Annotated in this window: 13 protein-coding genes; 5 read left to right on the forward strand and 8 right to left on the reverse strand. The window is 71.9% G+C overall.

Features of this window, described 5'->3' with window-relative positions:
* On the forward strand, positions 1-333 hold a 333-nt coding region (locus DKL51_RS34880; RefSeq protein ID WP_221623160.1), incomplete at its 5' end, for a hypothetical protein.
* A 111-nt stretch (positions 334-444) separates the two neighbouring features.
* On the opposite strand, the gene DKL51_RS11760 is transcribed toward DKL51_RS34880, so the two are convergent.
* The 3 genes from DKL51_RS11760 to mshB all read right to left on the reverse strand — a co-directional run bounded on the left by DKL51_RS11760 (position 445) and on the right by mshB (position 2,409).
* Complete coding sequence (locus DKL51_RS11760) at positions 445-909, reverse strand: hypothetical protein (protein ID WP_109947750.1); 465 nt, start codon at positions 907-909, stop codon at positions 445-447.
* 79 nt (positions 910-988) lie between these two features.
* Positions 989-1,468, reverse strand: a complete 480-nt coding sequence (locus tag DKL51_RS11765; protein WP_185734779.1) for a hypothetical protein — start codon at positions 1,466-1,468, stop codon at positions 989-991.
* Positions 1,469-1,485: 17 nt separating this feature from the next.
* Positions 1,486-2,409, reverse strand: coding sequence for an N-acetyl-1-D-myo-inositol-2-amino-2-deoxy-alpha-D-glucopyranoside deacetylase (gene mshB / locus DKL51_RS11770; RefSeq protein ID WP_109947748.1), 924 nt, complete (start codon positions 2,407-2,409; stop codon positions 1,486-1,488).
* Between the two features lie 86 nt (positions 2,410-2,495).
* Between mshB and DKL51_RS11775 the strand changes: the two genes are divergently transcribed.
* Complete coding sequence (locus DKL51_RS11775) at positions 2,496-4,637, forward strand: S9 family peptidase (RefSeq protein WP_109947747.1); 2,142 nt, start codon at positions 2,496-2,498, stop codon at positions 4,635-4,637.
* Positions 4,638-4,694: 57 nt separating this feature from the next.
* On the opposite strand, the gene DKL51_RS11780 is transcribed toward DKL51_RS11775, so the two are convergent.
* The 5 genes from DKL51_RS11780 to DKL51_RS11800 form a co-directional block, all read right to left on the reverse strand.
* Positions 4,695-6,440, reverse strand: coding sequence for an ABC transporter substrate-binding protein (locus DKL51_RS11780; RefSeq protein WP_109947746.1), 1,746 nt, complete (start codon positions 6,438-6,440; stop codon positions 4,695-4,697).
* 109 nt (positions 6,441-6,549) lie between these two features.
* On the reverse strand, positions 6,550-7,536 hold the full coding sequence (locus tag DKL51_RS11785) for an ABC transporter permease (protein WP_109947745.1): 987 nt from the start codon (positions 7,534-7,536) through the stop codon (positions 6,550-6,552).
* 12 nt (positions 7,537-7,548) lie between these two features.
* Complete coding sequence (locus tag DKL51_RS11790; RefSeq protein ID WP_109947744.1) at positions 7,549-8,556, reverse strand: ABC transporter permease; 1,008 nt, start codon at positions 8,554-8,556, stop codon at positions 7,549-7,551.
* Complete coding sequence (locus DKL51_RS11795; RefSeq protein WP_109947743.1) at positions 8,553-9,626, reverse strand: ABC transporter ATP-binding protein; 1,074 nt, start codon at positions 9,624-9,626, stop codon at positions 8,553-8,555. The genes DKL51_RS11790 and DKL51_RS11795 overlap by 4 nt, the downstream gene beginning before the upstream one ends.
* Positions 9,623-10,729 (reverse strand): ABC transporter ATP-binding protein, encoded by a 1,107-nt coding sequence (locus DKL51_RS11800; RefSeq protein WP_109947742.1) that lies wholly within the window; start codon positions 10,727-10,729, stop codon positions 9,623-9,625. Before DKL51_RS11800 ends, DKL51_RS11795 begins: the two co-directional genes overlap by 4 nt.
* Positions 10,730-10,965: 236 nt before the next feature.
* Between DKL51_RS11800 and DKL51_RS11805 the strand changes: the two genes are divergently transcribed.
* The 3 genes from DKL51_RS11805 to DKL51_RS11815 are packed head-to-tail and all read left to right on the forward strand — an operon-like array spanning position 10,966 to position 14,423.
* Entirely contained in the window at positions 10,966-11,514 is a 549-nt protein-coding gene (locus tag DKL51_RS11805) for a Uma2 family endonuclease (protein ID WP_109947758.1), read from the forward strand.
* A gap of 33 nt (positions 11,515-11,547) precedes the next feature.
* Positions 11,548-12,984, forward strand: a complete 1,437-nt coding sequence (locus tag DKL51_RS11810; RefSeq protein WP_109947741.1) for a TldD/PmbA family protein — start codon at positions 11,548-11,550, stop codon at positions 12,982-12,984.
* A 35-nt stretch (positions 12,985-13,019) separates the two neighbouring features.
* Positions 13,020-14,423 carry a TldD/PmbA family protein gene (locus DKL51_RS11815; RefSeq protein WP_109947740.1) on the forward strand — a complete coding sequence of 468 codons (1,404 nt, stop codon included), beginning with the start codon at positions 13,020-13,022 and terminating at the stop codon, positions 14,421-14,423.
* Positions 14,424-14,490: the final 67 nt, after the last annotated feature.

Genomic DNA, 14,490 nt, shown 5'->3' on the forward strand with positions numbered 1-14,490 from the left:
GAGTTGGCGGCGGGGCCGGCTCCGGCCGCCCTGCCCGCCGCCCCGGCGCACTCCGAGCAGCCGCAAGCCACGCAGCGCGAGGTGCGGATTCCCCGACCCCGGACGGCGCCGGACGACATCGAGGCGGCACCGCACCTCCAGCCGGTACGGAACCCGGAGCCCACGACCGGCTCAGGTCCCTCGGTGACCGCCGAGACCGCCGACCGGGTGCTCACCGACCTGGTGCCGGCGGAGATGGAGCCGGTGGACGAGGTGGTCACCCCCGAGGGCACGGTGATCACCGCCGTGGACGAGGCAGTCGCCACACCGCCCCTCCCCGGCATCGAGCGCTAGCCCCGAGAGCGGCGCACGGTTTCCCGGGAAGAGTGGCCATTCCACGGCGGATGGCCACTCTTTCCGGCAACCAGGCCGCACCGGAAAGAGAGCGGCACCGGGAAAGGGGCGTCAGCGGCGGACGACCTTGCGGGGCTTGGCGGCCTTGAGCTGGGCGTACCGCTTGAGCTGCTGGGAGCGGTAGTCGCGGCCGAGCGCGGTGAGGATGAGGTACCCGACGAGCACACCGGCCCCGGCGGCGGCCAGGTAGAGCCAGATCTGGGCGAAGAAGAGGCCCGCGCCACCGGCGAACGGGCTGTTGCCGACCAGCAGCGGCCCGACGAAGACGGTCAGCGCCAGCGCCACGGCCACCGCGGCCGTGAGGTCAGCCGCCCAGCGGCCCACCGGACGGTCGCGCCCCCAGCGGAACGCCACCGCCGCGAGGATCAGCCCGATGACCAGGAACATCACCAGCGAGACCCGGTCGGCGGCGGTGTCGTCGTTCTCGAAGCCGAACTTGATGACCAGCCGCGCCACCACGTTGACCACGAACAGCGCCCCTGCGAGCACGCCGACCGCGCGCCACCGCTCCCTCATCGCACGCCTCCCGCCGTTCCGTCCCGCCCCGACGGCGGGACTCCTGGCAGGAATATGTACCACCGCAACCTGTGTGGCGTCAGTCCCCTCGGCGTACGACCGGCGCCGCGATCATCTGCCGGAAGGCCGCCACCGCGAAGGTGATCGCGCCCGCCACGATCAGGCCCAGACCGAGCACGTTGTCCCCGGCCAGCGGCAGGTCACCCTCGGCGGTCCGGACGCCGGCCGCGACGATCACCACGAACCAGGGCAGAGCGGGCAGGACCACCGCCCAGCGGGTACCGACGGCCGCGTGGGCGAACCGGCTCACCACCACGGTCAGCGCGACGGCGGCGGCGATGCCGCCCAGGGCGAGCGAGATGCCGACCAGCGTCTTCGTCGCCGTGTCGGGTCGACCCTCGATGATCTCCCAGCCCCAGGTGGCCAGCAGCAGGTCCAGCACGGCGGCGAGAGCACCCGCGACGACCGCCACCAGGCCGCCGACGATCCGCAGGACGAGGTCGAGCGCCGCCGAAGGCTCGGGCGGCGCGGTGGGCTGCGGCTCCGGTATGACCGACATCGGGGCGGCCGGCAGCGTCACCGGAGGCCGGCCGCCGCGACCGGGGACCGGTCCGGTCCGTCCAGCGCCAGGCCGGCGAAGAGGTCGTCCTCCCAGCCGTACGGGCCGCTGCCCGGGCCCTTCTCCCCCACCGCCAGGGTGAAGTACTCGACACCCATGAACTCGGCCCCGAAGTTGCCGGCGATCGAGTAGAGCCAGGAGGTGGCCGGGATCTGGGTGGCGTGCGCCCGCATCGCCGCCTCCTTGGCGGCGTGCTGCTCGGTGGCGTCGATCCGCGCGGCGATCTCCGGGTCGGGCGTGCCGAAGGGCAGCTCGTCGACGCTGTCGATGCCGGCGAACGGGTTGTCCGAGGTCTCCACGAAGTGGTCCAGGCCGGCCTCCAGCACGCTGCGCGGCATGGCCGTCCAGTAGACCTTGGCCGGGGCGACCCCGTCGGCGGCGGCCAGTTCGACCGCCCGCGTCGCCACCCGGTGCGCCTGGATGTGGTCCGGGTGCCCGTAGAAGCCGTCGGGGTCGTACGTGATCATGACCTGCGGGCGGACCTCGTGCATGATCTCCACCAGGTGGCCGGCGGCCTCGTCGAGGTCGGCCTGCCAGAACGCCCGGGGGTGGTCGTTGGTGGCGAGCCCCATCATCCCGGAGTCGCGGTACCGGCCCGCGCCCCCGAGGAAGCGGTGGTCGGTGACGCCGAGCGCGGCGCAAGCGGCCCCCAGCTCGCCGATCCGATACCCGCCGAGCTGGTCGGCCGCGGCCGCGGCGAGCTGGGCCAGCTCCGGTACGTGGATCTCGCCCTCCTCGCCGAGCGTGCAGGTCACCAGCGTGACGTGGGCACCGATGGCGGCGTAGTGCGCCATCGTCGAGCCGGTGCCGATGGACTCGTCGTCGGGGTGCGCGTGGACCAGCAGAAGGCGTCGGTCGGGCAGCGTCGTCACGATCGTCACTCTATCCGGCGGTCCTTTCCGAGCGGCCCTGACGCGTCCGCCCAGGTCGGCCACATCACGCCCGACGCGGCTCTACGATCCGAGCTGTGGACTTTCCCGAGCTGGCCGCCCGTACCCGTCGGTTCAGCCTTGGGGCGCCGCGCGCCGTCTCCGTCGCCGACGACGGCTCCCGGGTGATCTTCCTCCGCTCGCAGGGCCCGGAGGATCCCGCCGACGCGCTCTGGCTGCTGGACGTCACCTCCGGCGAGGAACGGCTGGTCGCCGATCCGGCCGCGCTGCTCGGCACGGACGCCGAGCGGGAGGCGCTCGCCCCGGGCGAGCGGGCGTTGCGCGAACGGCTGCGGCTCAGCGCCGCCGGCATCGGCTCGTACGCCCTCGACGCGGCGGGCCGGGTGGCGGTGTTCGCGCTGGCCGGTCGGCTGTTCCGGGCCGACCTGGTGCACGGCGACGTGGTCGAGGTGGCCACCGTCGGCCCGGTGATCGACCCGCGGCCCGACCCGACCGGGGAGCGGCTGGCGTACGTCACCGACGCCGCCGAGGGGGTCCGCCGGGGCCAGCTCCGGGTGGTCGAGTCCGACGGCACCGACACCCTGCTGGCCGGCGAGGACAGCGGCGTCAGCTGGGGCCTGGCCGAGCACATCGCGGCCGAGGAGTTCCACCGCTACCGCGGCTACTGGTGGGCCCCGGACGGCCGGTCGGTGCTGGCCGCCCGGGTGGACGAGTCCCGGCTGCCGCGGTGGACCCTGCACGACCCGGCCGACCCGGCGAGCCCGCCGACCACGGTCGCGTACCCCCGGACCGGCGGGCCGAACGCGGAGGTCAGCCTGCACCTGCTCGACCTCGACGGCGGCTGGGTCGACGTGCACTGGGACCGGGAGACCTACCCGTACCTGACCTCGGTCGACTGGGCGGACGGCGGCCCGCTGATCACCGTGCTGCGCCGCTCGCAGCAGCACGGCCTGGTGCTCGCGGTGGATCCGCGGACCGGGGAGACCCAGGTGCACGCCGAGCTGGCCGATCCGCGCTGGGTGGACCCGATCCCCGGCACCCCGGCCCACCTGCCGGACGGGCGGGTGCTGGTCGGCGGCGAGCTGGCCCACGACGGGTACGACGCCCGCTGCCTCTTCGCCGACGGCACGCTGCTCACCCCGCCCTCGCTCTACGTACGGCGGGTGGTGGGCCGGCTGCCGGCCGGCAACGGCCCGGCCGACCTGCTGGTCGAGGCGAGCGAGGGCGAGCCGAGCCAGCGTCACCTGTACCGGGTGCGGACGGTGATCGGCGGCGGCGTGGACGCCCGCCGGCTGAGCGGCGACCCGGGGTGGCACACCGCCGCGATCGGCGGCTCGACGCTGGTGGTGGGCACCGCCTCGCTGGAGCACGCGGGGACCCGGTGGTCGGTGTGGCACGACGACCGGGAGGTGGCCCAGTTGCGGTCGCTGGCCGCCACCCCGCCGTACGCCCCTCGGCCGGTGATGGTGCGGGTGACCGACCGGCGGCTGCCGACCGCGGTGCTCTATCCGAACGACCATGTGAAGGGCACCCGGCTGCCGGTGCTGCTGGACGTCTACGGCGGGCCGGGGCATCAGGAGGTGCTCTCCGCCCGGGGGGCCTGGCTGGAGCGGCAGTGGTGGGCCGAGGCCGGCTTCGCGGTGGTGACGATCGACAACCGGGGCACCCCGGGGGTGGCGCCGTCGTTCGAGAAGGCGGTCCACCGGCGGCTGGCCGACGTGATCCTGGCCGACCAGGTGGACGCGCTGACCGCGCTCGCCGGCAAGCACCCGGATCTCGACCTGGACCGGGTTGCCGTCCGGGGCTGGTCGTTCGGCGGCTGGCTGGCCGGCCTGGCGGTGCTGCGCCACCCGGAGCTGTTCCGCTGCGCGATCGTCGGCGCTCCGGTCACCGACTGGATGCTGTACGACACCGCGTACACCGAGCGCTACCTCGGCATGCCGGACGACGGCATGGACGTCTACGCCCACCACTCGCTGGTGGAGCTGGCCGCGGAGCCGGTCGGCGATCCGGAGCAGGCCCGGCCGATGCTGCTGGTGCACGGCCTGGTCGACGACAACGTGGTGGCCGCGCACACGCTGCGGTTGTCGGCGGCGCTGCTGGCGGCCGGCCGGCCGCACTCGGTGCTGCCGTTGACCGGAGCGACCCACATGGCCGCCGGCGGCACCGCGGAGCGCCTGCTCCGCCTGGAGCTGGACTTCCTGCGCACCTACCTGTGAGGACGGAAAGGGCCCCGGCCGACGCCGTTGTCGACCGGGGCCCCTGATCCCGTGGCGTTACTGCTTGACGTACGCGTTCACGAAGGCGGGCCAGCCGAAGATGCTGCCGATGAAGACTCCGCCGGCCTTCTCACCGTGGGCGACGGAGACCACCTCGTTGTAGAGCGGCACCGCCGGCGCCGACTCCTTCATGAGCCGCTCGTCCACCTTGCTCCACTCGTCGGCCTGCTTGGCCGGGTCGAGCGCGAGCACCCGGTCGAACTCCGCGTTGATCGCGTCGTTGTTGAGCTGGGACGTGTTGCTGTTGCCCTCGGCCTTGATGTTCCGACCGTCGAAGAGCACCGGCAGGATCGAGGCGCCGCTGGGCCAGTCGGCCGCCCACGAGTCGACCCAGATGTCCCACGGGTTGCTCTTCTTCTTCACGAAGTCGAGGTAGCCGTCCTCGGGGATCGGCTTGATCGTTACGGTGAAGCCGGCCTTCTCCAGGGCGTTCTTGACCTGGGTCGCCGTCTCCTGCGAGGGAGTGTCGTCGGAGGTGCCGAGCACCAGGTTCGCCGACTTGCCGGCGAGCAGCTCCTTGGCCTTGTCCGGGTTGCCGGACTCACCGGCCGGGTAGGCGTCGAACTTCTTGTAGCCGAGCGTGGTGGGCGGCAGCAGCGTGGTGAGCGGCACGGCGCCGTACGGGCCACCGAGGTTCTTGGTGATGCTGCTGCGGTCGATCGCGTAGTTGATCGCCTGACGCACGGACAGGTCGGTGACCCGGCTGGTGTTGATGGTCAGCCGGTACGCGTTCGGCGTCGCGGCGACGATCATCCGCTCCTTGAGCGTGGGGTCGCCGGTGACCTTGGCGATCAGCTCCGACGGCACACCACCGGTGGCCACCGCCGCGGCGTCGTTGCCGGTGCCGGCGAGCACCCGGTTGGTCTGGGTGGCGTTGTCGGCGCCGAAGGACCAGATGAACTTGTCCGGGTAGGCGTGCCGCACCGGGTCGGTGGCCGGGTCCCAGTTCTCGTTGCGCTCGAGCACCATCTCGACGCCCGGGGTGTTCTTGGTGATCTTGTACGGGCCGGAGGAGAAGGGCTGGTTGTCGAGGTTGACGCCGGTGTCCTTGTCCGGCGGCAGCGGCGCGGTGGCCGGCAGCGACACGGCGAACGGCAGGTCGCAGCGGGGCTTGTTGAACTCGAAGCGCAGGGTCTGCGCGTCGGGCGTGCTCAGCCCCGGCGGCAGCGAGGTCTTGTTCTTCTTGAAGTCCCACTTGGTGTCGTACTGCGGGCTGTCGGCCAGCCACTCCTGCAGGTACGTGGGACCACCGGTGAGGTCCGGGTCGAACGAGCGGGCGATGCCGTAGGCGATCTCCTTGGAGGTGATCGGCCGACCGTCCTCGAACTTCACCCCCTGCTTGATCTTGAATTCCCAGACCTTGCAGTCGTTGTTGACGTTGGTGCCCGGGGTCTCGGCCAGGTCACCCACCAGCGTGACGTTGCCCTTGCCGTCGTCCTTGAAGGTGGTGAGGTACCGGGCGTAGAGCTGGCTCCCCATCAGACCGGCGAACGAGTAGACCCGCTGCGGGTCCAGGTGGGAGATCTTGTTCTCCCGCAGGATGTAGAAGGTCCCGCCCTTGGTCGCACCTGGCACCTCCGGCGCCGGCCCGAGGGAGTCCTTGGGGTCGGTGGCGATGGCGCCGGTACGAGGCTTGTTGGTGTCCACGCCGTTCGCGTCGTCACCTGTGTTCTTGCTGCAGGCACTGAGGGCCACCACCAGTGCCATCGCACCGCCCATGGCGGTGACGAGTCTTGCTCGCATACTCACTCCTCCGGGTCGCCTATGAAGAAAAGCTTCGCTTAGCTTTCGCTCGCCGTAAATTTCGGGCAGATAACGGGCCGGCAACGATCGGACCGGCGGGCTCGGCGCGTCACCCCAGGCGTACCCGGGGATCGATGAACGCGTAGAGCAGGTCGACGACCATGTTGGCGATCACCACGAACAGGGCGGAGATCAGCACGGTGGCCATGATGGTCGGCAGGTCCCCCTGCCGGACCGCCTCCACGGCGGTACGGCCCAGCCCCTGGATGCCGAAGGTGGTCTCCGTGATCACCGTGCCGCCAAGTGCCCCGCCCACGTCCAGCCCGGCGATCGTCACGATCGGCGTGATCGCCGCGCGCAGCGCGTGCCGGCCGTAGACCTGCCGCTTCGCCATGCCCTTGGCGCGGGCCGTCCGGACGAAGTCCTCCGACAACGTCTCCAGCATCTGCGCCCGGGACAGCCGCGCGTAGATCGCCGAGAAGAGCAGGGCCAGGGTGACCCAGGCCAGCACCAGCCCGCGCGCCCACTCCACCGGATTGTCGAAGAGGGAGACGTACCGCGGGGTCGGCAGGATCTTCAGGTGGTAGACGAAGATCAGCAACAGCACGGCGCCGACGAAGTAGAGCTGCAACGAGGCGAACGTCAGGGTGAGCCCGATCGAGATGCGGTCCAGCAGCGACCCTCGGCGCAGGGCCGAGATCATGCCGAGCCCCACCCCGAGGGCGAGCCACAGCACCGCCGCCGGGAGGACGATGTTCAACGTCACCGGCAGCACCCGCGCGAAGGTGTCGCTGACCGCCTCGCTGTTGACGTAGGAGTAGCCGAGACAGGGCGCCTCGCACTTCCCGCCCTGGGCGCTGCCCAGGTCGCGGCCGACGAAGATGCCCTTCATGTAGTTGGCGTACTGCTCCGCCTTGGGTTCGTTGAGCCCCAACTCGGTACGCACCCGTTCCAGGCGTTCCGCGTTGCAGTTCTTCGGGCACATGCCGGTGACCGGATCGCGGGGCAGCGCGAAGAACAGGAGGAAGCTGACGATGCTCACCGCGAGCAGCACCGAAACCGCCAGGAGCACCCGCTTCAGCAGGAACCGCACCATGCGTCGAACCCCTTACCGTGACGACTTCGGATCGAGCGCGTCGCGCAGCGCGTCGCCGAAGAGGTTGAACGCGAGCACGAGCGCAAAGATGGTGATGCCGGGGAAGAAGACGTACGCCGCGTCGGTCTGCAGGTAGTCGATGCTGCGGTAGATCATCCGGCCGAAGCTGGGCACGGACTCGGGCAGCCCGACGCCGAGGAAGGACAACGCGGCCTCACCGGTCACGTACGCCGGCACGGCGAGGGAGAACGACACCAGGATCGGCGCCCAGATGTTGGGCAGCAGTTCCCGGAAGAGCATGTGCCCCACCCCCGCGCCGCTGGCCCGCGCCGCCTCGACGAACTCCCGCTCGCGCAGCGAGACCACCTGCCCGCGCACCAGCCGGGCGGTACCCGTCCAGCCGAACGCGGCGAAGACCACGATCAGCGTGGTGACCGCGAACCAGGTCGGCACCGCGTCGCGCGGGCCGTAGAAGCGCAGCGAGAACGTCGGCACCACGGCGAGCGCGAAGATGAGGAACGGCATCGCCAGGGCGACGTCGGTGAACCAGCCGATCACCGAGTCGACCACCCCGCCCAGGAAGCCCGCGACGATCCCGAGTACCACGCCGATCGTCGCGGTGACCAGGGCCGAGCCCAACGCGATCAACAGCGAGGTGCGGACCCCGAAGATCATCCGGATGAAGATGTCCCGGCCCAGACCCGGTTCGAGGCCGAACCAGTGGTCACCGCTCACACCGCCGGCGTACCCGAGCGGCATCCCGGTGGCGTCCAGCAGGTCCCCGAACTGCTCGTTCGGGCTCACCCCGTAGAGCCGCTGGACCAGCGGCGCGGCCAGCGCCAGCAGCACCAGGACCACCAGCACGGCACCGCTGATCATCGCGGTACGGTCGCGCCGCAGCCGGCTCCAGACGAGCTGCCCCGGCGACCGGCCGGCGAACCCCTTCTCACCCGGTCCGCCACCATCGCCGGTGGACTCGATCTCGGCCAGCGCCACGCCCTCGACCGGTGACAGGCTCACTTCGACACCTCCTCGGCGGCCGTGCCGGCGGCGGTACCGTCCGGGCTGGTGCTGATCGTTCCCCGTTCGGGGAAATGGCAGGCGGTGAGCTGCCGGCCGCCGTCGCGGGCGATGAGCGCCGGTTCCTCGGTGGCGCAGCGTTCCTGCGCTTTCCAGCAGCGGGTGCGGAAGCGGCAGCCCGACGGTGGGTTGAGCGGGGTCGGCACGTCCCCGGCGAGCCGGATACGCCCGGCCGGGCCGAGGGCGGTCACGTCCGGGATCGCCGACAGCAGGGCCCGCGTGTACGGGTGCTGGGGGCGCTGGTAGATGTCGTCGCGGTCGCCGATCTCGACGATCTTGCCCAGGTACATGACGGCGACCCGTTGGCAGAAGTGCCGGATCACGGCCAGGTCGTGGGCGATGAAGACGAACGCCAGGTCGAGGTCGCGTTGCAGGTCCCGCAGCAGGTTGATGACCTGCGCCTGGATCGAGACGTCCAGGGCGGAGACCGGCTCGTCCGCGACGATCAGCTTCGGCCGCAGCGCGAGGGCGCGGGCGATGCCGATGCGCTGGCGCTGGCCGCCGGAGAACTCGTGCGGGTACCGGTTGTAGTGCTCCGGGTTGAGGCCGACCAGTTCGAGGAGTTCCTGCACCCGCTTCTTGACCCCACCCGGCGGGGTGATCCCGTTGACCTGCAACGGCATCGCCACGATCCGGCCCACCGTGTGGCGGGGGTTCAACGAGGCGTACGGGTCCTGGAAGATGATCTGCAGGTCCTGCCGCAGCGGCCGCAGCTCCCGCCGCCGCGCGTGGGTGATGTCCCGCCCGTCGAACTCGATGCTGCCCGCGGTCGGTTCCAGCAGCCGCACCAGCATCCGGCCGGTGGTGGTCTTCCCACAACCGGACTCTCCCACCAGGCCGAGCGTCTCCCCGGCCCGCACGTCGAAGTCGAGGCCGTCCACGGCCCGCACCAGCCCGGTGGTCCGGAACCCGCCGCGCACCGGGAAGTGCTTCACCAGGCCCCGTACCCGCAGCAGCGGCTCCTCCGTGGCCGCCGGCCGGACCGGCGTCGCCTCCGCCTGCACGCTCATCCGGCCGCCACCCCCACATTCGCGATGTCCTCGGCGAAGAGCCGGGTCCGTTCCTCGGCCGGCAGGTGGCAGGCGACTAGGTGGCCCTCCTCCCCCGCCGGGCGCAGCTCGGGCACCTCCGTGAAGGAGCGGTCCCCGTTGCGGCCCGCGTACCGGCAGCGCGGATGGAACGCGCATCCCGACGGCAGGTTGATCAGGGACGGCGGGTTGCCCTTGATGGGCATCAGGTCCGCGTCCGGGTCACCGTGCAACGACGGCACGCTTGACAGCAGGCCCCACGTGTACGGGTGCTGGGGCCGGCGCAGCACCTGCTCCACGCTGCCGTGCTCCACCGCCCGGCCCCCGTACATCACCAGCACGTCGTCGGCCACCTGCGACACCACCCCGAGGTCGTGGGTGATCAGGATGATCGCCGAGTGGAACTCGGCCTGCAGATCCGCGAGCAGGTCGAGGATCTGGGCCTGCACGGTGACGTCGAGGGCGGTGGTGGGCTCGTCGGCGATCAGCAGGTCCGGGTCGTTGACCAGCGCCATCGCGATCATCGCCCGCTGCCGCATCCCACCGGAGAACTCGTGCGGGTACTGGTCGTACCGCTTGGCCGGTTGCGGGATGCCGACCCGGCCGAGCATGTCCACGGCCCGCTGCCGGGCCTCCCGCTTCCCCGCCCGTGGGTGGTGCACCCGGTACGCCTCGGTGATCTGCCGCCCCACCGTGTAGTACGGGTGCAGCGCGGACAGCGGATCCTGGAAGATCATCGCCATGTCCCGGCCGCGCAGCCGGCGGACCTGCTCCTCCGGCAGGCCGACGAGTTGCCGGCCGCCGACGAAGATCTCGCCGGTGATGGTGGCGCGCTTGGCGCTGTGCAGGCCGAGGATGGCCAGCGAGGTCACGCTCTTGCCCGAGCCGGACTCGCCGACGATGCCGAGGGTGCGTCCGCGCTCCACCGCGAAGGACACCCCGTCGACCGCACGGACCACGCCGTCCTCGGTGTCGAAGCGGACCCCCAGGTCCTTGACCTGCAGATAGGGACCCTCGCCGGAGCGCTGCTCCGGCACGCTGGGGCGGTCCGGACCCCCGGACGGCGCCGACTTCGACCTGCCCACGACCGCCTCCCTCAGTGACGAAGAGAACCTACAGCAAAGTTCTGAGGGTGAAAATAAGCTACAACGCGGGAGCTGTCAGCGGGGCTCAGCGTAACGAGTCCGTATCGCGCACCGACACCCCTCAACTGGACATTCACTGCCGCGACTGGATGACGTGAGGCTTCGACGCACATCAGGTGCGACCATGATGGCGACAGCCATTGGAGGATGCCCGCCGGCACGAGGTGGAGGTGACCATGACCGCGGCGGTGTTCGGCCACGACGGCCCGTGGACCGAAGAGGAGTACCTCGCCCTCGGCGAGACGCAGCAGCGCGTCGAACTCTTCGACGGGAGCCTTCACGTGACCCCAGCCCCCACCCCACGGCACCAGAACATCTCCGGTGAGCTCCGTGCGGCCTTGCGCATCCCGACGCGCGAAGCTGGTCTGCACGTGCTCGAAGCGGTCAACGTGCGGCTCAGACCCGGCCGCATCCCCATTCCCGATCTCGTCATCACCGGGCCGATCGACTTCGATGAGCTCAACGTCGAGGCGAGCGACGTGCGGTTGGTCTGCGAGATCATCTCGCCGAGCAACGCGGCGACCGACAAGGTGCTCAAGATGCACTACTACGCCGCCGCCGGCATCGAGTGGTACCTGCTTGTGGAGCAGGAGAACGGGACCTTGCACCTCTACCGTCGGCACGGCAGCCACTACCGGGAGCAGTCGGTAACCAAGCCCGGGGAGATCTTGGAGCTGACTGAACCGGTCCGGGCCAGGATCAGCCCGGAGGAGCTGCTGCCCTGACGGACGTCGGCCCGCTCGCCTAGGGTCGGTCGCATGACCGAGTTCGACGCGGCGACCGCCGCCGTGCAGGCCGCCCTCGACGCGGGAGCCCGGTACGCGGACGCCCGGGTGATGCACCGCCGCTACGAGTCGATGTCCGCCCGCAACGGCGACATCGAGGAGCTGCTCCAGGACGAGAGCATCGGGCTGGGCGTCCGGGCGCTGGTCGGGTCGAGCTGGGGCTTCCACGCCGTACCGGAGCTGTCGGACGCCGCGGCCCGGGAGGCCGGTCGGCGCGCGGCCCGGACCGCGGCGGCGAGCGGCCGGGTCTCCGGCCCGCCGATCGACCTGGTGCCGGTCGAGGCGACCACGGCGAGCTGGGCGTCCGGCTGCGAGGTGGACCCGCTCGGCGTGCCGCTGTCCGACAAGGGCGACCTGCTGGTCCGGGCCACCGGGACGATCCGGGAGCACGGCGCCGACCTGGCCGAGGGGCTCTACCAGATCTGGGACACCGCCAAGTGGTTCGTCTCCAGCGAGGGGCACCGCATCGACCAGCGCATCCGGGAGTGCGGCGGCGGGATCTCGGCCACCTCGATCGGTGACGGCGAGACGCAGCGCCGCTCCTACCCCAGCTACCGCGGGCAGTACGGCACCACCGGCTGGGAGCTGGTCACCTCGCTCGACCTGGCCGCGCACGCCGCCCGGATCGCCGAGGAGTCCCGGGCGCTGCTCACCGCGCCGGCGTGCCCGGCCGGCGAGCTGGACCTGATCCTCGGCAGCGAGCAGCTCGCGCTGCAGATCCACGAGTCGGTCGGGCACGCCATCGAGCTGGACCGGATCCTCGGCTGGGAGGCCGCCTTCGCCGGCACGTCCTGGCTGGACCTGGCGCAGCTGGGCTCGCTGCGCTACGGCTCCGACCTGATGACCGTCACCATCGACCCGACCATCCCCGGCGCCCTGGGCAGCTTCGGCTTCGACGACGAGGGCTCCCCGGCGGTCAAGCGGGACGCGGTCCGCGAGGGGCGCTGGGTGGGTGTGCTCGCCGGCCGGGACTCGGCCGCCGTCGCCGGTCTGGACTACGGCGGGAGCGTACGGGCCGACGGCTGGGCCCGGCTGCCGATGGTGCGGATGACCAACGTGGGCCTCGAGCCGGGCCCGCACACGCTGGACGAGATCATCGCCGCCACCGACGACGGGGTGCTGATGGACGTCAACCGCTCCTGGTCCATCGACGACAAGCGGCTCAACTTCCAGTTCGGTTGCGAGATCGGCTGGGAGGTGAAGAAGGGCCGGCGCGGCCGGATGCTGCGCAACCCCACCTACACCGGGATCGGTCCGCTCTTCTGGCGCTCGATGGACATGCTCTCCTCCGAGGTCGTCCCGTGGGGCACGCCGAACTGCGGCAAGGGCCAGCCCGGCCAGATCGGCCACACCGGCCACCCGGCCGCACCGGCCCGCTTCCGCAACGTCCGGGTGGGGGTGCGCGCGTGAACGGCTCCCCCGTCGGCGGACAGAGAGGTGACGGCATGACCGAGCTGGACATCGCCGGCCGGGTGGTCGAGTTGGTCCGCCGGCTCGCCGGGCCCGACGCGCAGGCCGAGGCTGTGGTGACCCGGGCCGACCTGGCGCTGACCCGGTTCGCGAACTCGTTCATCCACCAGAACGTGGCCGAGTCGGGCGTGGCCGTCCGGCTACGGATGCATGTCGACGGGCGCACCGCGGCCGGCAGCGGCAGCCTGGTCGACGCGGACGGCCTGCGGGCGCTGGTCGAGCGCACCCTGGCGGCGGCGCGGCTCTGCCCGCCCGACCCGGCCTGGCCGGGACTGACCCCGCCCTCGCCGGTGCCCTCGGGCGCCGTCTTCGACGAGGCCACCGCGTACGCCGAGCCGGACGAGCGAGCCGCCCGCGTACGCGCGTTCGTGGACGCGGTGGGCGGGCTGGAGGCGGCCGGTTACTGCCGCACGGCGTACCGGTCGGGGGCGTTCGCCAACTCCGCCGGCCACTCGGCGCAGGGGCGTACGGCCGAGGCGGCGATGGACGGCATCGCCCGTACCGGCGGCTCGGACGGGGTGGCCCGGCACTGCGCCGACCGCCTCGCCGACCTGGACGGCGCCGCGCTCGGCACCCGGGCGGCGGCGAAGGCGCGGGCCGCGGTCGACCCGGTGGAGCTGCCCCCGGGGCGGTACGAGGTGGTCCTCGAACCGGCCGCCGTGGCCGACCTGTTGCAGAACTTCTCCTGGTACGGCTTCAACGGCAAGCGGTACGCCGAGCGGCAGTCCTTCGCCGAGCCGGGCACCGCCCAGTTCGACCCGGCGGTGACCCTGGTCGACGATCCGCTGCACGGCTCGACCCTGCCGTACGACGTGGAGGGCGCCGTCCGGCGCGCGCTGACCCTGGTGGACGCCGGGATCACCGCCGGGGTGGCGCACGACCGGCGCAGCGGCGCGGAGGCGGGTACCGGGTCCACCGGGCACGGAATGCCGGGCGCCTCGACCTTCGGCCCGATGCCGCGCAACCTCCGCCTCCTCCCCGCCACCGGAGGCGACCTGGCAGCGGGTGACCTGGGGACGGCCGGGACGACGGGCGGCGTGGGCGCGGTGGCGGATCCGGACACCGCCGCGCTGGTCGCCGGGGTGGAGCGGGGGCTGCTGGTCAGCGACTTCTGGTACACCCGGGTGCTCGACCCGAAGCGTCTGGTGATCACCGGGCTGACCCGCAACGGGGTGTGGCTGGTGGAGGACGGGGTGCCGACCCGGCCGGTGCGCGACTTCCGGTTCACCGAGTCGTATCCGCGGGCGCTCGGCCCCGGCGCGGTGCTGGGCGTGGGGCAACGGCCGGCGCGCATGCCGGACCGGACCGACGGCGTCTGGTGGGAGGCTCCGCCGCTGCGGCTGGCCGCCTGGAACTTCACCGGCGGCGCCTCCGGCTGACCGAGGGCCTTCCGGGCGGGTTACCCGGGCTGGCCGAGGTTCGGCGGGTCGACCGGAGACGATCTTT

Source organism: Micromonospora globispora, assembly GCF_003857015.1.
In the GTDB taxonomy this organism is placed as follows: Bacteria; Actinomycetota; Actinomycetes; order Mycobacteriales; family Micromonosporaceae; genus Micromonospora; species Micromonospora globispora.